27 protein-coding genes are annotated in these 22066 nt (G+C 60.9%); 17 read left to right on the top strand and 10 right to left on the bottom strand.

From position 1 onward, the window contains the following. Positions 1 to 369 precede the first annotated feature (369 nt). Positions 370 to 3120 (bottom strand): ATP-dependent helicase, encoded by a 2751-nt coding sequence (locus ACK509_RS13720; protein WP_410767099.1) that lies wholly within the window; start codon positions 3118 to 3120, stop codon positions 370 to 372. A gap of 181 nt (positions 3121 to 3301) precedes the next feature. Between ACK509_RS13720 and ACK509_RS13715 the strand changes: the two genes are divergently transcribed. Further along, positions 3302 to 4048, top strand: coding sequence for an MBL fold metallo-hydrolase (locus ACK509_RS13715; protein ID WP_410767098.1), 747 nt, complete (start codon positions 3302 to 3304; stop codon positions 4046 to 4048). Positions 4049 to 4065: 17 nt separating this feature from the next. Here the strand turns inward: ACK509_RS13715 and ACK509_RS13710 are convergent, their stop codons facing one another. The 3 genes from ACK509_RS13710 to ACK509_RS13700 form a co-directional block, all read right to left on the bottom strand. Next, positions 4066 to 4812: an isopentenyl phosphate kinase gene (locus ACK509_RS13710; protein WP_410767097.1), complete on the bottom strand. Its 747-nt coding sequence runs from the start codon at positions 4810 to 4812 to the stop codon at positions 4066 to 4068. Continuing rightward, positions 4809 to 5852, bottom strand: coding sequence for a mevalonate kinase (mvk, locus tag ACK509_RS13705; RefSeq protein WP_410767096.1), 1044 nt, complete (start codon positions 5850 to 5852; stop codon positions 4809 to 4811). Before mvk ends, ACK509_RS13710 begins: the two co-directional genes overlap by 4 nt. A gap of 85 nt (positions 5853 to 5937) precedes the next feature. Continuing rightward, positions 5938 to 6261 carry a hypothetical protein gene (locus tag ACK509_RS13700; RefSeq protein WP_410767095.1) on the bottom strand — a complete coding sequence of 108 codons (324 nt, stop codon included), beginning with the start codon at positions 6259 to 6261 and terminating at the stop codon, positions 5938 to 5940. An 89-nt stretch (positions 6262 to 6350) separates the two neighbouring features. On the opposite strand from ACK509_RS13700, the gene ACK509_RS13695 reads away from it, so the two are divergent. From ACK509_RS13695 to ACK509_RS13660, 8 genes are all read left to right on the top strand, one after another. Continuing rightward, on the top strand, positions 6351 to 7415 hold the full coding sequence (locus tag ACK509_RS13695) for a M42 family peptidase (RefSeq protein ID WP_410767094.1): 1065 nt from the start codon (positions 6351 to 6353) through the stop codon (positions 7413 to 7415). 317 nt (positions 7416 to 7732) lie between these two features. Further along, a complete protein-coding gene (locus ACK509_RS13690) occupies positions 7733 to 8212 on the top strand; it encodes a 50S ribosomal protein L11 (RefSeq protein ID WP_410767093.1) in 480 nt (159 codons plus the stop codon). Positions 8213 to 8467: 255 nt separating this feature from the next. Continuing rightward, entirely contained in the window at positions 8468 to 9106 is a 639-nt protein-coding gene (locus ACK509_RS13685) for a 50S ribosomal protein L1 (RefSeq protein ID WP_410767092.1), read from the top strand. Continuing rightward, positions 9103 to 10140: a 50S ribosomal protein L10 gene (locus ACK509_RS13680; RefSeq protein ID WP_410767091.1), complete on the top strand. Its 1038-nt coding sequence runs from the start codon at positions 9103 to 9105 to the stop codon at positions 10138 to 10140. Before ACK509_RS13685 ends, ACK509_RS13680 begins: the two co-directional genes overlap by 4 nt. A 21-nt stretch (positions 10141 to 10161) precedes the next feature. After that, on the top strand, positions 10162 to 10488 hold the full coding sequence (gene rpl12p / locus ACK509_RS13675; RefSeq protein WP_410767090.1) for a 50S ribosomal protein P1: 327 nt from the start codon (positions 10162 to 10164) through the stop codon (positions 10486 to 10488). Between the two features lie 134 nt (positions 10489 to 10622). Beyond that, complete coding sequence (locus ACK509_RS13670) at positions 10623 to 11855, top strand: tripartite tricarboxylate transporter permease (protein WP_410767089.1); 1233 nt, start codon at positions 10623 to 10625, stop codon at positions 11853 to 11855. Positions 11856 to 11945: 90 nt separating this feature from the next. After that, positions 11946 to 12125, top strand: coding sequence for an HVO_2753 family zinc finger protein (locus ACK509_RS13665; RefSeq protein ID WP_410767088.1), 180 nt, complete (start codon positions 11946 to 11948; stop codon positions 12123 to 12125). 4 nt (positions 12126 to 12129) lie between these two features. After that, on the top strand, positions 12130 to 12396 hold the full coding sequence (locus ACK509_RS13660; protein ID WP_390221363.1) for an elongation factor 1-beta: 267 nt from the start codon (positions 12130 to 12132) through the stop codon (positions 12394 to 12396). Between the two features lie 27 nt (positions 12397 to 12423). On the opposite strand, the gene ACK509_RS13655 is transcribed toward ACK509_RS13660, so the two are convergent. Together ACK509_RS13655 and ACK509_RS13650 are read right to left on the bottom strand one after the other, a co-directional pair. Beyond that, positions 12424 to 12714 (bottom strand): hypothetical protein, encoded by a 291-nt coding sequence (locus tag ACK509_RS13655; RefSeq protein WP_410767087.1) that lies wholly within the window; start codon positions 12712 to 12714, stop codon positions 12424 to 12426. Between the two features lie 95 nt (positions 12715 to 12809). Next, positions 12810 to 13970, bottom strand: a complete 1161-nt coding sequence (locus tag ACK509_RS13650) for a cystathionine gamma-synthase (protein WP_410767086.1) — start codon at positions 13968 to 13970, stop codon at positions 12810 to 12812. Positions 13971 to 14093: 123 nt separating this feature from the next. On the opposite strand from ACK509_RS13650, the gene ACK509_RS13645 reads away from it, so the two are divergent. The 8 genes from ACK509_RS13645 to ACK509_RS13610 all read left to right on the top strand — a co-directional run bounded on the left by ACK509_RS13645 (position 14094) and on the right by ACK509_RS13610 (position 20161). Further along, a complete protein-coding gene (locus ACK509_RS13645; protein ID WP_410767085.1) occupies positions 14094 to 14384 on the top strand; it encodes a 50S ribosomal protein L21e in 291 nt (96 codons plus the stop codon). Between the two features lie 3 nt (positions 14385 to 14387). Further along, complete coding sequence (locus ACK509_RS13640; protein ID WP_410767084.1) at positions 14388 to 14744, top strand: RNA polymerase Rpb4 family protein; 357 nt, start codon at positions 14388 to 14390, stop codon at positions 14742 to 14744. 53 nt (positions 14745 to 14797) lie between these two features. After that, on the top strand, positions 14798 to 15385 hold the full coding sequence (locus tag ACK509_RS13635; protein ID WP_410767083.1) for a DUF655 domain-containing protein: 588 nt from the start codon (positions 14798 to 14800) through the stop codon (positions 15383 to 15385). Between the two features lie 43 nt (positions 15386 to 15428). Further along, entirely contained in the window at positions 15429 to 16289 is an 861-nt protein-coding gene (locus tag ACK509_RS13630; protein WP_410767082.1) for a 16S ribosomal RNA methyltransferase A, read from the top strand. A 3-nt stretch (positions 16290 to 16292) separates the two neighbouring features. Then, positions 16293 to 17423, top strand: a complete 1131-nt coding sequence (locus ACK509_RS13625) for a mechanosensitive ion channel family protein (RefSeq protein ID WP_410767081.1) — start codon at positions 16293 to 16295, stop codon at positions 17421 to 17423. Further along, positions 17420 to 18022 carry a HemK2/MTQ2 family protein methyltransferase gene (locus tag ACK509_RS13620; protein WP_410767080.1) on the top strand — a complete coding sequence of 201 codons (603 nt, stop codon included), beginning with the start codon at positions 17420 to 17422 and terminating at the stop codon, positions 18020 to 18022. The genes ACK509_RS13625 and ACK509_RS13620 overlap by 4 nt, the downstream gene beginning before the upstream one ends. 64 nt (positions 18023 to 18086) lie before the next feature. Beyond that, the gene (locus ACK509_RS13615; RefSeq protein ID WP_410767079.1) at positions 18087 to 19091 is read left to right on the top strand and encodes a 5-methyltetrahydropteroyltriglutamate--homocysteine methyltransferase; all 1005 of its coding nucleotides are present in this window, start codon (positions 18087 to 18089) and stop codon (positions 19089 to 19091) included. Next, on the top strand, positions 19088 to 20161 hold the full coding sequence (locus tag ACK509_RS13610; RefSeq protein ID WP_410767078.1) for a methionine synthase: 1074 nt from the start codon (positions 19088 to 19090) through the stop codon (positions 20159 to 20161). Before ACK509_RS13615 ends, ACK509_RS13610 begins: the two co-directional genes overlap by 4 nt. A 30-nt stretch (positions 20162 to 20191) precedes the next feature. Here the strand turns inward: ACK509_RS13610 and ACK509_RS13605 are convergent, their stop codons facing one another. The 4 genes from ACK509_RS13605 to ACK509_RS13590 form a co-directional block, all read right to left on the bottom strand. Continuing rightward, on the bottom strand, positions 20192 to 21004 hold the full coding sequence (locus ACK509_RS13605) for a class I SAM-dependent methyltransferase (protein ID WP_410767077.1): 813 nt from the start codon (positions 21002 to 21004) through the stop codon (positions 20192 to 20194). Between the two features lie 167 nt (positions 21005 to 21171). Next, positions 21172 to 21633, bottom strand: a complete 462-nt coding sequence (gene ndk / locus ACK509_RS13600) for a nucleoside-diphosphate kinase (RefSeq protein ID WP_410767076.1) — start codon at positions 21631 to 21633, stop codon at positions 21172 to 21174. After that, positions 21634 to 21837 (bottom strand): 50S ribosomal protein L24e, encoded by a 204-nt coding sequence (locus ACK509_RS13595; RefSeq protein ID WP_410767075.1) that lies wholly within the window; start codon positions 21835 to 21837, stop codon positions 21634 to 21636. A gap of 2 nt (positions 21838 to 21839) precedes the next feature. Continuing rightward, the gene (locus tag ACK509_RS13590) at positions 21840 to 22064 is read right to left on the bottom strand and encodes a 30S ribosomal protein S28e (protein ID WP_390221377.1); all 225 of its coding nucleotides are present in this window, start codon (positions 22062 to 22064) and stop codon (positions 21840 to 21842) included. Between the last annotated feature and the right edge of the window lie 2 nt (positions 22065 to 22066).

Here is a 22066-nt window from a genome sequence, read left to right as displayed (position 1 = left end):
AAGACATGTGAATTTCCTCTATGGCCGTGCTATCGAATTCTCGATAAGCTGAGGATTGAACCGTTGCTTTGGACGTGATGGCGGGTAGGGTCCGAACCTACCCGGGCACCCCGCCTCGGAAATCACCCGGCCCTCTCACAGTTTTACACCCCAAAGCGGTGGTCGCCGAAGCGTCTTCGTCTGTTGGACGCTCTCAGAGTGAGCAGTGAGCACCTGCTTCGAATTCGCTCATCGACCCACCGCACAATGGACATTCCTTCATTCGACGGTCCAAGCATCGCCCGCGCCATCGAACTCATCGCAGCACTCCTCACAGTCGTGTGGATTCTGCTGAACCTGACTGGCGTCTACTGACACCGTTTTTGCTTTTCACTGCACGTCGATTTCTAACTCGTCGTCCTCGATTTCGGCGTGGACGCGCTCGTGGAACTCCTGTAAGGCGGCGCTCTCGTCTTCTGCCAGCACCACGTCACTCGCCATCAACGTCGCAAGTCCGAACGCACGGGGTGTCGGCGTGGTGACTTCGCGCTGGATGACGCGCATCTCGCCCGCCTGCATGGCTTCGAGTGCGTCCTCGATTGCATCGATGTTGAGTTTGTCTTCCAGAATCTCTCGATAGGTCTCTTCCATCACGGCGAACTCCCCTACCTCTTGGGCAAACGAGAGCAACATCTCGGATGAAACCTGTTGTTGTGCGGCGGATTTCTCGTAGCCTTTGTAGCGTTTAAGAATCATGAGCGAGCGCGTCGCGTTGATTCTGAAGTAGCGTTTGAGCAAGTCGGTTCCATCGACCGCCGCCCGAAGGTCTTCGACCACCGACTCGGGCGAGAGTGAGTCGATGATTCGCTTCAAATCGACTTTCCGATTCAGCGGCATCGAGAGCGAAAAGCCGTTGTCGGCGACTGCGACTTGGACGTTCGCGTTGGTTTGGTTCGCGCAGTGGTGGGCAACGAGTCGAGAGAGACCGTCGTTGAACTGGCGGCCGTAGGTGCAGTGGACGTAGTAGTGACGCCGGTAAGTTTCTCGATTCAGCTCCTCTTCGATGACGATTCGCTCGTTCGTGGCGACGCTCTGGGGTCCGGCATACCTGACTTGCTCGTCGAACATCCGGGTGAGCGCCCGCACGCTGTGTTCGTCCAAGGGGAACTCCCTGAGCCAATTTCGAACCGCAGGTGGGCCGCCCTCTTCGAGTTTGTCGAGGAGGTCGGCCTGGAACTGTGCGATTTCTCTCCCGAGGTCGTAGGAGAGCGGGAGACGTTCGGAGAACCACGAGGGGACAGTCGGTCGCTTGGAGGTTCTATCGACGTAGACTTTCGAACCTCTTCGATATCGGTAGGCGAAGTGGTCGCCGCCGAGGACGAACACGTCGCCCTTCTCCAAGGTGTCGAGGTAGCCTTCGTCCAGCGTTCCGACCCAACTGTCCTGCCCGCGGACGATGACGTCGCACGTGAAACTGTCCGGAATCGTCCCGATGTTGGTCATGTAGATGACCCGCGCCATCCGCCCGCGTTTGCCGATGAGGGGTTCGCCGACCGGATACTCCTCGTAGTGGTGTTCACCATCCGGCGCGTCGTTGGTGTCGCGCCAAACCTTCGCGTACACGTTCTTGTCTTCGAGGCCATCGTAGTCGGCCGTCAGGTAACGAAAGAGGCGTTCGAACTGCGTATCAGAGAAGTTTCGATACGGATAGGCGCGCTGAATCGTCTCACGCAACTCGGACTCGGGTCGGATGGAGTTTATCGCCATCCCGTAGACTTGCTGTGAGGCAACGTCGAACGCGCCTTCGGGAATGAACACCCTATCGACGAAGCCCTCTTCGGCGCGTTTGAGCATCACCGCGCACTCCACGAGTTCGTCTCTGTCGAGGGCGATGACGCGGCCTTCGACGGTCTGACCGAGTTGGTGACCTGCACGTCCGACGCGCTGGAGCAGTGAGGCCACCGACTTCGGCGACCCAATCTGTATCACGAGGTCGATGTGCGGCATGTCGATGCCGAGTTCGAGACTCGTGGAGGTGGTGACGACGTTCAACTCGCCTGCTTTCAACTGGGACTCTATCTCTTGTCTGCGCTCTTTCGAGAGGCTCCCGTGGTGGCACCCGGAGTTGGTCTCGTCGTACGCCGAGAATTCTTCGCGGAGGTTGTGCAGCACGCGCTCGGCACCCGACCGCGTGTTCGTGAAGACGAGCGTGTTCGTGTGCGAGTCGATGAGTTCGTGCAGGCGGTCGTAGAAGCGGTTCTGGACGACACTTCGCGGCGTGCCGATGAGGTCGTCTGTCGGGCACTCTAATTTGATATCGAAGTCGCGGACGAAGCGCGTGTCCACGATGTCGTAGTCGCGCGGTTCGCCGTCTTCGTATCCGACGAGGTACTCGGCGACCGTATCGAGCGGTTCGACCGTCGCCGAACAGCCGATTCTGGTCGGAGAAGCGTGGGCGAGGTCTTCGAGGCGTTCGAGTGAGACCGAGAGGTGGGTGCCGCGTTTGTTCGCGGCGAGGCTGTGAATCTCGTCTACGACGACGTATTCGACGGTTCGAAGTTTCTCTTTGAACTTGGGGGAGTTGAGGAGAATCGCCAGCGTCTCCGGGGTGGTATTGAGAATGTGTGGCGTTTCGGAGAGCATCTTCTGTCGGTCCGACGACGAGGTGTCGCCGTGGCGAATCGCGTGTCGGATGTTGATCTCTTCGCCGCGTTCCTCGGCGAGTTCGGCGATGCCGTCGAGGGGTTCGGTGAGGTTGCGGTGGATGTCGTTGGCGAGCGATTTGAGAGGCGAGACGTAGAGACAGTACACCGAGTTGTCGAGGCCGTCGGGTGACTCCCGCTCGCGGCGGAACAGTTCGTTGATAATCGCAGTAAAGGAGGCGAGCGTCTTTCCCGACCCGGTGGGGGCACAGATGAGCGCGTTTTTGGACTCGTGGATGAGTGGAATCGCCCCACGTTGTGGTGGTGTGAAAAAGCCGCCGTTGCCGGGGACGAACTCGCCGAATTGGTCGGCCCACCACGTTCTCACGGCGGGTTCCAAGAGGTCCAGTACGTCCTCGTCGTCGATGGCGACCGAATGGGGGTCGAAGTCGTAGGACTCGGCCTTCGACGCGAGGAGTTCTCGACCGCGCTCAGTCATCGCGTGGACGTTAGCCTGCGCAGGTATGAGGGTTGTCCCTCTCAGGTGTCGATTCGGGGGTCGAACACGTCTCGAAGCGCATCACCCACGACGCTGAACGAGACGATGGTCACACTTTCTATCTGTTCGATTAGCCGACACGAATGGAAGGACTAACCCGGCGGGGCCGTCTATGGCTTGTATGCGCGTTACGTTCCTCGGAACCGGCAGCGCGATGCCAGTTTCGGGCCGAGCACAAACCGGACTCCTCCTCGAATCGGACTCACACGCGTTACTCGTCGATTGTGGCTCTGGAGTGTTGAGTCGGCTCGCCGAAACCCCCGTCGGCTACGAAGGTATCTCGTCGGTTCTCTTGACTCATCACCACCTGGACCACGTCTCTGACCTCATGGCCCTGCTCAAAGCACGCTGGCTTGCGGGCGAAGAGTACCTCGAAATCGTCGGCCCCGAGGGGACGCGAGAACTCGTCGAAGGACTCCTCGGCGTACACAGCTACCTACAAAATCGTCTCACGGTCGAAATCCGTGAAATCGGTCCCTACCCGTTCGAAGTCGCCGGATTCGACGTGGAGGGGTTCGAGGTTCGTCATTCGATGGACACCCTCGCCTACCGCTTTGCACACGACGACAGCGAGGGCGAGTTCGTCTTCTCCGGCGATACCGAACCGTTCGACGGACTCGCGAACTTCGCCGACGGCGCGGCTGTCTTGGCTCACGAATGCGCCTTCCCCGACAACCTCGATATCTCGAATCACACGACACCAAGCGCGCTCGGACGGGTGCTTCAAGGCCACGACATCGACCAGGTGTTTCTCACGCATCTCTACCCGCACGCCGCCCGCCAAACGGACGAACTCGTCGCTGGCGTCACGCGGAACTTCGACGGCGACGTGGCCGTCGCAGAAGATGGACTGACGGTCGAACTCTGATTCTCTCGGTGACTCGGCTACTCGCCGCGAATCACAGTCCCCGGCGACTCTCCGGCGACGAACGCCGAGAGTCCTTCGGGACCGAAGATGTGTGCCGGTGCGCCGAGCGCCAGTAATTTCTGTACCTTCGCGGCCATGCCCCCGGTCACGTCAGTCGATTCAGACCCACCGAGTGCGTCGGCCGCGTCTTCGAACGCCGTAATCTCTGGAATCACGTCGCCGTCGGTATCGAGGACGCCCGGAACAGTCGAACAGAGACCGACGCGGTCGGCATCGAGACCGGCGGCCAGCGAGACCACGAGGTCGTCGCCGGAGACGATAGTCGCACCCTTGCCCGCGTGGGCAATCACGTCGCCGTGAAGGATGGGGACGAATCCTTCTTCGAGCATCGTCTCGGTTGCCGCGAGCGGGAGCGACAGCGACCCATCTTCCTCGCGTGCGCCCGCGGAAAGTGGATGGACGGGAAGGCCAGCCACGCCACGTTCGGCGAGTGCGTCGAGGACGGCGTCGTTCAGACGCTTCATCGCATCGTTGATTTCGCGGATACCAACCACGTCGTAGGTTCCCGTCTCCGAGGAGACACCGTGGTCGGCGGCGTGGTGGTGTCCGAAGCTTCCGCCGCCGTGGACGACGACGACCTGTCCCGTTTCTGCAAGGGCGGCGACTGCATCGACGGCCGCCCCGAGTCCCGCCTCATCGACGGTTTCGGCTTCGTCTTTGTCTGTGACGACACTCCCGCCGAGTTTGAGGACGACGAGGCTCATTGGTCGCGCTCCGTCGCGCCCGTTTCTTCGGATTCGACGCGAACACCTTCGGTTGCGAGTTCTGCGCGGAAGGCGTCTTCACAACCCGGCGTGAACCTGAGCGCGGTGTTCGTCTCGGGTGTCGGGTCGAGCGCGACGGTACAGCCACCGCCGCCAGCACCGGTCAGTTTGGCACCGTAGGCACCGGCCTCGCGGGCGGCCCACACCATCGAATCGAGTGAGCGCGAGGAGACGCCGAGTGCTTCGAGGAGGCCGTGGTTGAAGTTCATGAACTCGCCGAGTTCTTCGAGCAGTTCTTCGGATGGGTCGGAATCGGGGTCTGCTTCGGAGAGGAGTTTCTCGCCACGTCTGACGATGTTGCCGATGGTTTCGACCGTATCGGCGGCGAAGTCGTACTGGTCGCGGAGTCCACGAACGTGCGAGACGAGCGCGCCCGTGTCACCCGCGCCACCGTCGAAGCCGATGACGAACGGGAGTGCGGGCGCGTCGATAGTTCGGCAGTCGTCGCCTTCGACGCGGACCGCGCCGCCCATCGCCGAACAGAAAGTGTCGGCGCGGGAGGCTTGCCCCTCTTGGACTTTGTGTTCGGCCTGATACGCTCGGTCGGCGATTTCGCGGGGCGTGAGTTCGACGCCGAGTTCGCGGGTCGCGGCGTCGATTCCGGCGACGACGACGGCCGCCGAGGAACCGAGTCCGGCCCCGAGTGGGATGTCGCTCTCGACGGTGATGTCGAAGCCAGCGTCGGGTGCGTCGGCGGCGTCGCGGGCCTGTTCGACGGCGGCATCGATGTAGCCCATCGCGGCTTCGACCAAGGGAGTCGGAACGTCAACGTCGGGCCGCGTGCCGGTCGAACCGCTGTACTCGACGGTAAAGCCGTTCAAACTCAAATCCTCCGCGCGCACGCGGACGTGGTCGTCATCTCGCAACGAGACCGAAACCGTCGCGCGCCGCTCGACGGCGCAGGGGACGGCGGGTTCCCCGTAGACGACGGCGTGCTCCCCGAAGAGATACACCTTGCCGGGGGCGCTCGAAACAGTCATACACCGGGCTTTCTGTGGGATTTGCTTAAGCGTATCCGACCGGCGTCGTCACTCGGGGTGAGTCTCAAAAAATGGCGTGGCGAGGTTATGCGCCGACTTCGACTTCTTCGGTGTCGAGACCGACGAGTTCTTCGTACTCTTCGTCGCCCGCGCCGCTGCGGAGGTAGCGAACGACGGCGGCGATACTGACGAGGAGGACTAGCCCGATGACGAGACCCATTCCGCGGCCCGAACTGGAGTCGTCGTCCATCTCGTCTTCGGCTTCGATTTCGACCTCCACAGCCTCTTGCATCTCTTCGTCGTCCATCTCTTCTTCGCTGGAGAACCGGCTCAGGAGCGGAGCGCGGTTAGTTGGGCGGAACTCGAATCCGTCGTGCAGGTGCACCTCGAAGAGGGTAAAATCTGCCATACACCTCAATACGCTCACAAGATGCATAGTCGTTGTGGAGGACGTGAGGATTCGTTGTATTCTTCACCTGTCACTGGTCATTTTGTAGCATGAACGACGACCGCCGCGTCTTTCTCGAATCACTTCTTACGACCCCAAGCCCGTCGGGATACGAGACCGACGGCCAGCGAGTGTGGGTCGAGTACGTCTCGCAGTTCGCCGACGACGTGACCGTCGATGCGTACGGAAACGCCGTCGCAGTCCACGAAGGCTCTGGTGATGGACCGGAGATTGCTTTCACCGGCCACGCCGACCAAATCGGCTACATCGTCCGCGACATCGACGACAACGGCTTCATCCGCATCGGCCCCATCGGCGGTGCCGACCGAACCGTCTCGAAGGGCCAGCACGTCACGGTCCACAGCGACGACGGCGACGTCCCCGGCGTCATCGGTCAGACGGCGATTCACCTCCGCGACGTGGGGAAAGAAGAGTACGACGACCTCGAAGAGCAGTTCGTCGATATTGGCGTGACCTCGGAAGACGAGGCAGGCGAGTACGTCGAAGTCGGCGACCCCGTCACGGTCGAAGCACAGGTCCGCGACCTCGCAGGCGACCGCATCGCCGCCAACGGCATGGACAACCGCGTCGGTACGTGGTCCGCCGCAGAAGGACTCCGCGCCGCAGTCGAGGCAGACGTCGATGTGACGGTCTACGCCGTGAGTACGGTACAAGAAGAAGTCGGTCTGCAAGGAGCGAAGATGGTCGGCTACGACCTCAACCCCGACGCGATGGTCGCCGTGGACGTCACCCACGCGACGGACAATCCGGACGTGCCGGGCAAGGCCAAAGGTCCCGTCGAACTCGGCGAAGGTCCAGTCGTCTCGCGCGGGACGGCGAACCACCCGAACGTCGTCGCACTCGCCCGCGACGCGGCCGAAGACGCAGAAATCGACGTGCAACTCCAAGCCGCAGGTATTCGCACGGGCACCGATGCGGATGCCTTCTACACGAGTCGCTCGGGGATTCCGTCGCTCAACATCGGCATTCCGAATCGCTACATGCACACGCCGGTCGAAGTCATCTCGACGAACGACCTCGACGACGTTGCAGCCCTGCTCGGCGCGATGGCGTCGCTCGCAGGAGATATCGACTCGTTCGGTGTCGAACTGTAAGGAGACGGGAACGCATTGGTCGACGACAGGAGCTAGGCGGGCGTCACAGAGGCACAATCTGTTTCGGGAAGTTTGACGCACGACGGCTGGTGGCAGCTCCATGTCGCTCGGGAAGACCGTAGCGATACCGTTGCAGGGCCACCATCCCTGAATCCTGAACGCTGGCATCTCTCTTAGCGTTCTAGTATACATTTCTGTCATACTCGGTTGACTGACAAGTGAGTGCTACCACCGAGTAGTGGTGTGGTATGCACAGTCCTCGCATGGCTTCCGGGCGAAAGAAAACCGTTAAAAGTCGCCAAACGGTGTTTCCACGTATGGCTGGAACTATCGAAGTACTCGTTCCCGGCGGGAAGGCAAACCCCGGTCCGCCGCTCGGACCCGAGCTCGGCCCAACGCCCGTTGACGTGCAGGCAGTCGTCAGCGACATCAACGACCAGACCGCTGCATTCGACGGCATGGAAGTCCCTGTCACCGTCGAATACGAGGACGACGGCTCGTTCTCTATCTCGGTCGGTGTGCCCCCAACGGCGGCACTCGTCAAGGACGAAGTCGGTTTCGACACTGGCAGTGGCGAACCCCAGAAGGACTTCGTCGCAGACATGTCCATCGAACAGCTCAAGAAGGTCGCCGAGCAGAAGTCCTCTGACCTGCTCGCCTACGACCTGAAGAACGCCTCGAAGGAAGTCGCTGGTACCTGTGCGTCCCTCGGCGTCACCATCGAAGGCGAAGACGCCCGCACGTTCAAAGGGCGTATCGACGGCGGCGAATTCGACGACGCGTTCGACGACGAGTAATCGTCGCAAACCGTCGAACCGCTCTTTCCGTCCGGTCGAGTTTGCTCGGCCGATGTTCTTCTCTCCACCACTAAACCACCGCGTTTCGCACAGGTGTATGTGGTGCCGTCACACGCGGAAACGCCCGATTTCGGGCGACTCGGCGGGTTTTCTTCGACGGACTTAAGTTGAGCCTACTCGTCCTGCCGGACGAGGCAGGCAGTAGCCTGTTTCACTGATCCGTAGGAGCAATCCTGCGTACTACGGAGGTGAATAATGGCAGATACAATAGTTGACGCAGTCTCTCACGCACTTGACGAGGCCCCCGCGCGGAATTTCCGCGAGACAGTGGACCTTGCAGTCAATTTGCGTGACTTAGATCTTAACGACCCGTCGAAGCGTGTTGACGAGAGTATCGTACTCCCGTCAGGCACTGGGCAGGACACCCAGATTGTGGTGTTCGCAACCGGTGAGACAGCAGTCCGTGCTGAAGACGTTGCTGACCAAGTTCTCGGGAAATCCGAACTCGAGGACCTCGGTGACGACACGGACGCCGCAAAGGACCTTGCTGACGAAACCGACTTCTTCGTCGCAGAGGCAGGACTGATGCAGGACATCGGTCGCTACCTTGGTACCGTCCTCGGTCCCCGCGGTAAAATGCCGACGCCGCTTCAGCCTGACGACGACGTGGTCGAGACGGTGAACCGGATGAAGAATACGGTGCAGCTTCGCTCCCGTGACCGCCGCACGTTCCACACGCGTGTTGGTGCTGACGACATGGATGCCGACGAAATTGCGGAGAACATCGACGTCATCATCCGCCGTCTCGAAGCAACGCTCGAGAAAGGCCCCCTCAACATCGACTCTATCTTCGTGAAAACGACGATGGGTCCATCTATCGAGGTGCCCGCATGAGCGAGTCTGAAGCACGCCGAACTGAGGTCATTCCGCAGTGGAAGCGCGAAGAAGTTGACGCACTCGTCGACTTCATCGAAGGGTACGAATCCGTTGGCGTCGTGGGTGTCGCGGGCATCCCGAGCCGACAGCTCCAGGCAATGCGCCGCGAGCTGCACGGCTCCGCCGAGGTGCGCATGAGCCGTAACACGCTCGTGAACCGCGCGCTCGACGAGGTTCAAAGTGGTTTCGAAACCCTCACTGACTACATTTCCGGACAGGTCGCCCTCATCGGCACGAACGATAACCCGTTCGCCCTGTACAAGGAACTCGAGGCGTCCAAGACGCCCGCACCGATTAATGCCGGTGAAACCGCCCCGAACGACATTGTCATCCCCGAGGGTGACACGGGTGTCGACCCGGGTCCGTTCGTCGGTGAACTCCAGCAAGTTGGCGCATCCGCGCGCATCATGGATGGCTCCATCAAGGTGACCGAGGACTCGAAAGTCCTCGAAACCGGTGAAGTCGTCTCCGAAGAACTTGCAGGCGTCCTCTCCGAACTCGGCATCGAACCCAAGGAGGTCGGTCTCGACCTTCGTGGCGTCTTCTCCGAAGGCGTCCTGTTCAAGCCAGACGAACTCGCAATCGACGTGGACGAGTACCGCGCGGACATCCAGTCCGCCGTCGCCGCCGCGACCAACCTCTCGGTCAACGCGGTCTACCCGACCACGCAGAACGCGCCGACGCTCATCGCGAAGGCGACCAGCGAGGCGAAGGCTGTTGGCCTCTTTGCCAACATCGAGAGTCCGGACTTCATGCCGGAACTCGTCGCCAAGGCAGACGCCCAGATCCGCGCACTCGCTGCGCAGATCGACGACGAAGAGGCGCTCCCCGAGGAACTCCGCGGCGCTGTCGCGCCTAGCGCGCCCGCTACGGAAGAAGAAGAATCGACTGACGAAAACGCAGAGGAAGCCGACGAGGCAGACGCTGACGACGACGCCGACGACGAAGACGGCGACGACGAAGCAGGCGACGCTCTCGGCTCTCTGTTCTAACAACACACAAGGAACACAACAATGCAATACGTCTACGCTGCTCTCATCCTGAACGAGACGGACGCAGAGATCAACGAAGAAAACGTCACCGCAGTCCTCGAAGCTGCCGGTGAAGATGTCGAAGAGTCCCGTGTCAAGGCGCTCGTCGCCGCACTCGAGGACGTCGACATCGAAGAGGCCATCGAGACGGCCGCTGCCGCTCCTGCACCTGCTGCAGGCAGCGCTGGTGGCGAAGTCGAGACGGCTGACGATGACGAAGAAGAGGCCGCTGAGGAAGAGGCCGCTGAAGAAGAAGACGACGAAGACGAAGACGCAGACGGCGAAGGCCTCGGCGCTCTCTTCGGCTAATTCGGACACAGCGACCGCATCCGCGGTCACGATTCGTTCACAATCCCGATTTCTTTCGATGCTCGTCGGCGAGCGGCGGCGCTGTTCTTCGCAGCGCGTAGGTTCATATTCGATAGCGAAGCCACTCCCGGTCGATGTCTGTCGTTGGCTCGGTACCCGCGTTCGCTCCTGTACTCGCGGGTGTCGCCGTCGGTATCTTCCTCGGAACGTGTTCAGGTCTCGTCCCGGGACTCCACGCGAACGCCTTTGCCCTCCTCTTGGCGTCGGTCGCCCCGGAGGTTCAGGGACCGCCATCGGCAGTGACCGCCGCGATGCTCGCCGCCGCGACGGTCCACACGTGTCTCGATATCGTGCCGAGTCTCGCACTGGGCGTCCCCGACGCGGCGCTCGCTCCCGGTGCGTTGCCGGGCCACCGACTCGTCCTCGGCGGGCGCGGGCGCGAAGCACTCAGACTCTCTGCGCTCGGGAGTGGCTTCGCGCTCTGTCTCACGATTCCGATTGCGATTCCGCTCACCGCGGCGATGGTTCGTCTGTACCCGATGCTCAGCGAGTGGTTGTGGCTCGTCCTTCTCGCCGTCATGGTCGCACTCGTCTGGACCGAACCCACTGTCCAAGCCAAACTCGCTGGTGGTGTTTCTATCGTCGCCGCGACCACGCTGGGATTCGTGACACTCGACTACTCGTTTTCGGGGTCGCTCCCCGTCGGTGACGTACTCGCACCGCTCTTGGCAGGACTGTTTGGGATTCCTGTCCTCCTCGATGCGTGGGAGAGCGCGGGTGTGCCGCCGCAAGACGACCCCACGCTCGCAACGACTCGGCGGTCGATGGCTCAAAGTGTACTCGCCGGGACAAGTGGCGGCGCGCTCGTTGGCTATCTTCCGGGCGTCTCGGCCGGTGTCGCCGGGACGTTCGCGTTGAGTGTCCTCCCTACGAGTGACCCCGAGACATCGGCGCGGGCGTACGTCACCGCGACGAGCGCGGCGACGACAGCGACGACGGTGTTCGCGCTCTTCGCCCTCGCCGGACTCGGAACACCACGAACCGGCGTGCTGGTTGCGATTAGCGAGACGAATCTTCCGGCTGAGCTTGCACTCGCCGTTCCCGTGACCGTCTGTGCGGGAATCGTCGGCGTGTTGTTGGTTCCAGTTCTCGGGGACCGCGTACTCGAACTCGTCGGTCGGGTTGACCAGAAACACCTCGTCGCAGGCGTCTGTGCCCTGCTCGTCGCGCTCTCCTGGGGATTTGCTGGGGTCGGTGGAGTCGTGATACTCGTCGGTGCGTCGATAGTTGGCTTACTTCCTCCGCGACTCGGGTGTCGTCGCGTTCACCTGATGGCCGTCTTGCTCGGCCCGCTCGTGGTCCGGTGAGCCAAACTTGCCCCAAAGTGTGTCACACGATACCGCCCACTGGACCGGGAAAGACAACGGTTAAAGGTCACGCGCCGGTTTGTTCTTCGTATGAGCGACGCAGAACAGCGACACGCTCGACAGTGTGTGTCCTGTGGCATCAACATCGCCGGCATGAGTGCGGCTACGTTCGACTGTCCGGACTGTGGCAACGAGATTTCTCGCTGCTCCAAGTGCCGAAAGCAGAGCAACCTCTACGAGTGCAACGAATGCGGATTCCTCGGACCCTAAAACCATGGGAAAAGTAGCAGCCAAAATCAAGGTTATGCCGAACAGCCCCGAGCTCGACCTCGACGACCTCGAAACCAAACTCGAAGATTCGCTCCCTGAGGGCGCGAAAATCAAGGGCTTCGAACGCGACGACGTCGCGTTCGGTCTCGTCGCCCTCCTGCCGACGGTCATCGTCCCTGACGATGCTGGTGGCACCGAGGCTGTCGAAGAAGCGTTTACGAACGTCGAAGGCGTCGAGAGCGTCTCCGTTCAGAACGTCGGCCGTATCTAACGCGGACCAGACGTTTTTCCACCCTTTCTACGCGACTACAGAGCGGATGCGCTGGCGTGCGTGGTCCTCCATCAGCACGATGCCGAGGACCATGCCAAGGGCGACCCCGAGCAGGACGGTGACTGGGAAGAAGTCCCAAATCAGACCGGTGATACCGCCGAGCATCATGCCGATAGCGACGCCCATCGCGAACCACTCCCCGGACCAACTCGACGCCTCGCGAGGTTCGATTTGCATCTCGTGCTGGATGCTGCGTTTAACGGTCGCTTGTGGTTCTCCGAGTACCTCGTCTGCGAGCGTTACCGATTCCTGAGACATGTATAATGATTCTTCGTTTGAGACCATAACCGTTCCCGCGATTCCCAGACTCCGAAAACGACGAAAATAAAGAATGTGAGGCTTCTAAACGGGAGTTAGAACGCGGCGTCGAACGCTTGCTGGAGGTCGGCTTTCATGTCGTCGATGTGTTCGACACCGACGGAGACACGAATCAAGCCGTCAGTCAATCCCGCCGCGAGGCGCTCTTCGCGTGGAATCGCGGCGTGGGTCATCGCCGCCGGTTGTTCGATGAGGCTCTCGACACCGCCGAGACTCTCGGCGAGCGTGAACACGGTCGTCTCCTCGACGACGGTCGATGCCTGTTCGAGCGTGCCGTCGAGTTCGAACGAGAGCATGCCGCCGAAGTCGTCCATCTGCTCGCTCGCGAGGTCGTGTTGCGGGTGCGAGTCGAGACCAGGGTAGAAGACCTCGGAGACGGCTTCGTGGTTGTCGAGCCACGCTGCGAGTTCGCGTGCGTTGTCGCAGTGACGGTCCATACGAACGGGGAGCGTCTTCGTGCCGCGAAGCACGAGGAAGCAGTCGAACGGCGAGGGTGTCGCGCCGACGGAGTTCTGGTAGAACGCGATTTCCTCGTCCAATTCTTCGTCGTCGGTGATGAGCGCGCCGCCGACCACGTCAGAGTGGCCGCCGAGGTACTTCGTCAGTGAGTGGGAGACGATGTCCGCACCGTCTTCGAGCGGACGCTGAAGGTAGGGCGTGGCGAAGGTGTTGTCCACCGCACAGAGCGCGTCGAACTCGTGGGCGATGTCGGCGAGCGCCTCGATGTCGTTGACGCGCATCAGTGGGTTCGTGGGGGTTTCGACCCACACGAGTTCGGTCTCCTCGCGCATGGCGTCGCGGACGGCGTCGTGGTCGGTCGTCTCTACGAAGTCGAATTCGAGGTCGTACTTCTCGTAGACCTGCGTGAAGATGCGGTGCGTTCCGCCATACACGTCGTTCCCGGCAACGACGTGGTCTCCCGCTTCGAGCAGGTTGAGGACGGTGTTGATAGCGCCCATCCCCGAGGAAAAGGCGCGACCGTACTCGCCACCTTCGAGCGCGGCGAGGTTGTCTTCGAGGTCGGTTCGCGTCGGGTTACCCGTCCGAGAGTACTCGTAGCCGCGGTGGTCTCCGGGGCCGTCTTGTACGTAGGTCGAGTTGGCGTAAATCGGCGTCATGAGCGCGCCCGTCTCCTCGTCCGGGTGCTGTCCGGCATGGATGGCGCGGGTTTCGATGCGCCGCTCGTCTTCAGACATACGTGGATGCCCGCACTCGCTCAGGTTAAGTCCGTCTCTCCGCGATGGGTACGCGGACGGGGCACATGCGCGGTCCGTAACGTGCAATTTATAATGGCGACGCAAGTATTCGTTCTCACGACTATGCCGAGCTCCAACGGTCCACTCAAGGGTACGCGAGGAAAGCTTTCGAACAAACCCCGCGAGCGCGGAACCTCCCCGCCACAGCGCTCTATCGCCGAATTCGAGGATGGACAGAAGGTCCACCTCAAGATCGACCCAAGCGTGCGCGAAGGTCGCTTCCACCCGCGCTTCAACGGCCTCACCGGTGAGGTCGCAGGCAAACAGGGCCGCGCGTTCAAGGTCCTCATCAACGACGGTGGCAAGGAAAAGACCGTCATCGTCCGTCCTGCACACCTGCGCGCCCAGAAGTAAGCAATGACTATCTTCAAAGAAAAGCTCGACGAGGAGTATCTCACGATTTCGGAAGTGAAAGAACTCCTCGCCGAGGTTGAGGAAGACCGCGCACTCGACGAAGAACGCGAGATGCGCTACGAACTGGCGCGTGCGATCGAGCACGTCAACCGGTTTGCTCACCTCGACCCCGAGGAATCCCGTGAACTCGTCGAGGAGCTCGCCGAGCTTGAGAAGATCGACGCTGCGACTGCCATCAAAATCGCGGACCTCCTTCCCGAGTCCCGCGACGAACTCCGTGCAGTCTTCGCACAACAGCGCTATGCGCTCTCTGGTGACGAACTCGACGAAATTCTCAACGTCGTCGCCAAGTACATCTGACCGCGTTACCACGCGGCCAACTATTTAAATAGAACGTCGTCGTATCTACTGACATGACTACGACGGATAGCGGTGACACCGACACGACGGGTGAGTACGCTGTCCTGCTCGACGTACTCCGACACGGACGTCGAAGCGACAACCGACGATTCGATTCGCCCCCTCTCGGGTACGCCCTGGCTGAATCGAACTTCCATCTCCTCGAGTTGACACTCACGGAGGACGCCGACGTGAGTATCGGCGACCGAGTTCTCATCTCACCAGTAGAATCGCGAGACGACGTCGAACGGGTCTCTCGAATCAGTTACGACGACCTCTCGAATACGGCCCACTCCGAGTTGGAGTACGTCGTGAAGGACATCGTCGATGCCGACGAGCCTCGGTTCGTCGACTTCTACAACGACGCCCAACCCATCACGCTTCGGCTTCACCAGTTGAATCTGCTGCCCGGCATCGGGAAGAAGCTCCGCGACAAGGTACTCGAAGAGCGCAAACGCTACGGCCCGTTCGAGTCGTTCGACGACCTCGAAGAGCGCGTCTCCGGGCTTCACCACCCGAAAGACATCGTCATCGAGCGTATCCTCGAAGAGATCGACGGCAACGATGTGAAATACAAGACATTCGTCCGCGCCGACGCATAAGCAGAGCGGGAGTTTTACCCACTCGCATCTGTTACCCTCGCCAATGACGAGTGACGGACCCGTTGGTTCCGAACCGGTCGCACGCGACCCGGACGCCCTCATTAGCCGCGCCGGGGCTCGTGGTGACCCGAATCACGACCAACATTTTCTCATCGACGACCGCGTCGTCGACCGTATCCCGACGTATCTCCCAGAAGACGCGGACCGCTCGCACATCCTCGAAATCGGCGGCGGTCCGGGTGTCCTCACCGACCGCCTACTCCGCGTCGCCGACCGAGTCACGGTAATCGAACAGGACGAAACGTTCGCCAGCCACCTCCGACGCGAGTTCGCAACCGAGGTCGAAGACGGCCGACTGACCGTTATCGAAGGTGACGCGCTCGAAGCCGACCTCCCCGACTTTACGGCGTGTGTCTCGAATCTCCCTTACAGCATCTCCTCCGAGATTTCGTTCCGTCTACTCCCGACCGGCAAGCCGCTGGTGTTGATGTTCCAAAAGGAGTTCGGCGAGCGCATGGCCGCCGAATCCGGAACCTCTGAGTACGGTCGGCTCTCGGTCAGCACCCAGCACTACGGCGCTGTCGAGGTCTGTGAACACGTTCCTCGTGAGGCGTTCGCGCCGAAACCCGCCGTCCAGAGTGTCATCGTCCGAATCACCCCGCGAACCCCCGACTACGAAGTTGACGACGAGGAGTTCTTCCTCGATTTCGTCAAGGCACTCTTTACTCAGCGCCGCAAAACGATTCGAAACGGCATCCGAAACACAGCACACATCTCGGGACTCTCCGACCCTGAGGCTGTCGTCGAGGCGGCCGACGAGGACGTCCTGCGAAAGCGAGCAGGCAACATGGCACCGACCGACTTCGCCGCGCTCGCCCAACTCGCCGCCGAAACCGGCTTGTAAGCTATGGCACTCTTCACCGACATCGCAACGCTGTTCTCGACGACCGAAGCACGCATCGCCGCGACAGTTGTGACGGTTATCGTCGTCGCACTCGTCTGGGCACTGGCCGCTCGACTCCACGACAAAGATATCGAGTCGGTCTCTGGACCTGTTTGGCACCTCGCCGTGACGCTTCTCCGACTGTCTGCCGTCCTCAGCGGTGGGGTCGTACTCGTCGGCATCTGGGCCAACGCGCCCGCTGTCGGCGCGTTCATCTCGCAGTACAACATCGGCAGCGAGATGGTCGTCCAAGCGGGCCTCTCGTTCGCGTTCGTCGTCGGCGCGTACGTCGTCACGTCGGTCCTCTCTCGACTCACGAAGGAAGTCGCGAGTACGCGACCGGAGATATCCGACCACCAGCGCGAGATTATCTACCGGATTTCGCAGGTCACCGTCTACCTCATCGTCTTGATACTCATCCTCGGTATCTGGCGGGTAGAACTCGGCGGCATCCTCGTCGGTGCGGGATTCCTCGGTATCGTCGTCGGTATGGCCGCCCGACAGACGCTCGGTGCCATGCTCGCGGGGTTCGTCCTCATGTTCTCTCGGCCGTTCGAAATCGGCGACTGGGTCGAGGTGGGAGACCACGAAGGCATCGTCACCGACATCACAGTCGTGAACACTCGCATCCAGACCTTCGACGGTGAGTACGTGATGGTCCCGAACGACGTGGTGAGTTCCGAGAGTCTGGTCAACCGGAGTCGAAAGGGAAGACTCAGACTCGAAATCGAAGTCGGCGTCGATTATGGGAGCGACATCCAACACGCCGCAGAAGTCGCCCAAGAATCGGTCGAAGAACTGGACGAAGTACTCTCGGTTCCGAAACCGCAGGTCGTCGCCAAACGCTTCGGCGACTCGTCGGTGGTACTCGCAGTCCGACCGTGGATAGACCGCCCGAGCGCCCGTCGGAAGTGGCGTGCCCAAACGGCCGTCATCGGCGCGATTCACGACGCGTTCGCCGACGAAGAGATTACCATCCCGTTCCCACAACGCTCTCTCTCTTCGCGCGAGGAATCGGGGCCGGTGTCGCTCACCGAACCCGCAGTTATCGGTTCAGAACAGAGAGACCGGACCGATGGAGGAGCAGACGAATGAAGGACCTCGCAGAACGACGCGGGATGAACACCTCGGTGTACCAACCTGCGGAGGATTCGGGACTACTCGCACAGGCCGCAATCGACCGGGCACAAGGACGCGTCCTCGAAGTCGGGACTGGTTCAGGGTGGGTCGCCGCCCAAATCGCCGAGAAGACGGACACCGAGGTCGTCGCCAGCGATATCAACCCACACGCCTGCAAGCAGGCGATTGGACGCGCAGAAAAACTCCGTGAGGAGGGTCACCGCGGATTCGATGTCGTCCGCGGAAACCTCGTCGGCCCCTTCCGAGACGACGTATTCGACACGGTTGCATTCAACCCACCGTATCTCCCCGAACACCCGGACGGGACGCCACAAGACGACTGGATGGAACAGGCACTCACCGGCGGCGAAGATGGCCGAGCGGTCATCGACCCCTTCCTCGACTCGGTAGGTCGCGTGTTGAAACCCGACGGCGAGGCACTCTTGCTCGTCAGTAGTCTCTCCGGCTACGACGAAGTACTCGCTCACGCCGAAGCGAATGGTTTCGACCACGAAGTCGCCGTACAGGAGTCCTACCCGTTCGAGACGCTCACGGTCCTCGCTCTCTCGAAATAATATAACTGGCGTGCATTTGTTGGGATAGGAAATATTATACTCCGTCATTTCTTAGCGGTGAGTGATGACCGAACTCGTCTCGACCACACCGGGATTGTATCCCCTCCCGGATTGGGCGAAGCAGGACCTCTCCGACCTCAAAGGACACCAGAAGCACGACCTCATCTCCGGCGACGAAGGCCCGGAAATCGTCGATGTGTACGACCGTGCCCGCGAGGAAGTCGTCTCCGAGCAAATCGACGCTGGCCTCGACCGCATCGTCGAAGGCCAACTCCGCTGGGACGACATGCTGGCACACCCGCTGACCGTACACGAGAACGTCGAGACCGGCGGTATCGTCCGGTACTACGACAACAACAACTTCTACCGCGACCCGCAAGTCAAGGGTGAACTCACCTTCTCCGGCGACGTCGCGTCCGAACTCGAAGCCACGAGCGAACTCCTCGATGGACAGGCGCTTCAGGCCGTCCTCCCCGGTCCGTACACGCTCGCAGACCTCGCCACGAACGAGTACTACGACGACGATGCGGCGTTCCTCGATGCTGTCGGCGAGTTCCTCGCTGGGGAAGTCGATGCCTTCCCAGAACACGAGACGCTGTTCCTCCTCGAACCCTCGCTCGTCACCGATTCGCCGGACGAAGACCTCGACGAACGAATCCCCGACGCAATCGACCGCATCTCCGATGCGACCGACGCCGACGTGGTCGTCCAGACCTACTGGGGCGCACTCGAAGAGAAAGTCTACGCGCACCTCATGGATGCCAACGTCGATGCACTCGGCTTCGACTTCGTCGCCGGTGACCGCGAACAGACGTTCTACAACATCAACGAGTACGGCACGAAAGACGACATCGCCCTCGGCCTCGTCAACGGCCAGAACACGCTCGTCGAGTCGCCCGAGACCGTCCACGAACGCGTCGAGTGGACGCTCGACCGCATCGCGAACAAGACGTTCGACCGCGCGTACGTGACGACCAACACCGAACTGTTCTACCTGCCGGAGAATCGCGCGACGGAGAAACTGAGCGCCCTCGCAGAGGTTGTCAACGCTCCGGAGGTGAAAGCATGAGCCGAAACGTCGAAAACCGCGAACAGTTCCGCCCCGAGAACCACGAAAACGACCACTTCCTCTTGACCACGGTCGTTGGTTCGTACCCGAAACCCAAGTGGCTCAACCGTGCCACCGACCTCGCCGAAGACTCGGACTCGAAGTTCACCGACGAACACCTTCACGAGGCTCACGACGACGCGTGCCGCGTCATCACCCACGAACACGAACGCGCCGGACTCGACACCGTCGTGGACGGCGAGATGCGCCGCAACGAGATGGTCGAGTACTTCGCCCATCGGATTCCCGGCTACGAGTTCAATGGCCCAGTCAAGGTGTGGGGTCACAACTACTTCGACAAGCCATCTGTCGTGGACGAAGTCGAATACGACGAACCGTGGCTCGTCGACGAGTTCGAGTTCACCCAGAACGTCGCCTCCCGCCCCGTCAAAGTCCCCATCACGGGGCCGTACACCCTCGCTAGCTGGTCGTTCAACGAACACTACGACTCGGAAGCAGACCTCGCCTACGCACTCGCCGACCTCGTGAACGAGGAAATCGAGAAACTCGTCGAGGCAGGCGCACGCTACATCCAAATCGACGAACCCGCGCTGGCGACGACGCCGGACGACCACGCCATCGTCGGCGAGTGTCTCGAACGCATCGTCGCGGGCGTCCCCGACGAGGTTCGCATCGGCCTGCACGTCTGTTACGGCGACTACTCGCGCATCTACCCCGAACTCAACGATTACCCAATCGACGAGTTCGACGTGGAGCTGTGTAACGGTGGCTACGACCAAATCGACGTGTTCACCGACCCCGAATTCGAGCCAGACCTCGCACTCGGCGTCGTTGACGTGCACACCGCCGAAGTCGAGACGGTCGAAGAGATTAAAGAGAACATCAAGCAGGGACTCAAGGTCGTTCCCCCGGAGAAACTCACCGTCTCGCCCGACTGCGGTGTGAAACTCCTCCCCCGCGAGGTTGCCTACCAGAAGATGGAGAACATGGTCAAAGCGACCCGCGAAGTCGAAGCTGAACTCGACGCGGGCGAAATCGACATCACCGCGCCAGTTCCGAAAGCGGACTAACCACGCGGTCGCTCGCTTTTCTCGCTTGTCTTATTCTCGCTTCGTCGCCTTCACCGACAGCGTCATCGGAATATCCGGTTCGCCGCCGGGGAAGCGCCACCATCTGTCGTCTCCTTCTACGAGATTCGGGAAGCGCTGGTAGCAAATCTTCGGGAGTTCGTGGACGAACTCGATGTCGAGTCCAGCACCGATGAGCGCGTTCAGGATATCGCCGGTCGTGTGTGCCCAAAAGAAGGTCGTCCCGTTCTCGATTGTGTCATCGCTGGCGTAGCCTTTGTCGTCATCGAATCGGTGGACTTCGTCGGAGAAGTACGGATACTCGAACTTGGCCCACTGTTCATTTGTCTTCTCGACAGCGCCGACGACGGGGTGGATTTCGGCGATGTAGAACGTCCCGCCGGGTGTGAGAAAGTGGTCGATAATCTCGGCCCAGCGGTCGATATCTGAGAGCCAACTAATCGTGCCGTAGGAGGTAAACACGACGTCGAACTCGCCGTCGAGGTTGTCTGTGAGTTCGTACACGTCGCTCTCGACGAACGTCGCTCGTTCGGCGTCGATTCCCGCCTCGTCGCGGAGTTCGCGAGCCATCTCGATTGCCTTTGGAGAGAAATCGACTCCGGTGACGGTCGCACCTTCGCGCGCCCACGAGAGTGTGTCCATGCCAAAGTGGCACTGGAGGTGGAGGAGAGAGTTACCTTCGACCGAACCGAGTTCCTCGCGTTCGAGGTCCATCAGTGACGATTCGCCAGCCAAGAACCCGTCCACGTCGTAGAGCGGTGTGGAAGGGTGAAGTTCGGCCAACTCGTCCCAGTGGTCGCGGTTGGTCGCGCTAAAGTCGTCCATACATCGTCCCCGTAAGATGGGAATAAGTGCTTTGTCCGGTGTCGCATGGAACCGTGTCACATGGAGTTCGGTAAAAATCGAGCCACAGCAACTCGAAGAGCGCGGACGAGCGCAACCGTAGCGGTTGCTCACGACCGTGAAAAACGAAAAACTGCGACGGAGTCGCGTTATTCGTAGAGCCAGCTGGCGTCGATGCGCTCGTAATCGACGAGTTCGTCCTCGTCGAAGAAGAGTGCAATCTCGCGCTCGTTGGCGCCCTCGTCCTCGTTGTCGGAGCCGTGAATGACGTTCCGGCCGAGGTCGAGTCCGTAGTCACCGCGGATGGTACCGGGTGCGGATTCTGCGGGGTCGGTCTCGCCCATCATGCGGCGGACCTGACGGGTCGCGTCTTGTCCTTCCCAGACCATCGCGAAGACGGGACCGGAGGTGATGAAGTCGACGAGACCCTCGAAGAACGGCTTGCCTTCGTGCTCGCCGTAGTGTTCGTGAGCGAGTTCCTCGTCAATCTGCATGAACTTGCCGCCGACCATCTTGAGGCCGCGGTCTTCGAAGCGAGAGACGATGTCGCCGATGAGGCCACGCTGGACGCCGTCCGGCTTGACCATCACGAAGGTTCGCTCGTCGGACATTTAGTTGTCCCCCGATTGGCGACCGCGCTGGCGGCGGCCTGCTTCCGTCCACTCAAGGTCGCGGGCTTCGCGCCCGAGGAAGTAGTTCTTCTCTGCTTTGGAGTCCTTGAAGTGGAGAACGGTACCGTCGTTCTTGACGTACATCGTGCCCGTACCGGGCTCGATTTCGTCACCACTGTAATCGCAGGTTCGCTTTTCCACCATGATTACTGTCCTCCAATGGAGTCAGCGTCACGCTGGGTCTCACGGAGCTGCAGGATGTCGCCCTCTCGGACGGGACCCAGCACGTTTCGCGTGATGATGCGGCCCTGATTGGAGCCTTCCTGGATGCGGCACTTGACCTGCATGGCCTCGCCGTGCATCCCAGTCTTTCCAACGACTTCGATGACTTCAGCAGACGTCGAGTCGTTGGCTTGTTCGTCCGCGCTCATGG

The sequence above is a fragment of the Haloferax sp. DFSO60 genome (assembly GCF_046557615.1).
Lineage (GTDB): Archaea > Halobacteriota > Halobacteria > Halobacteriales > Haloferacaceae > Haloferax.
Note: the sequence above shows the minus strand (reverse complement) of the source record. Positions and strands in the feature narration are given on the sequence as shown.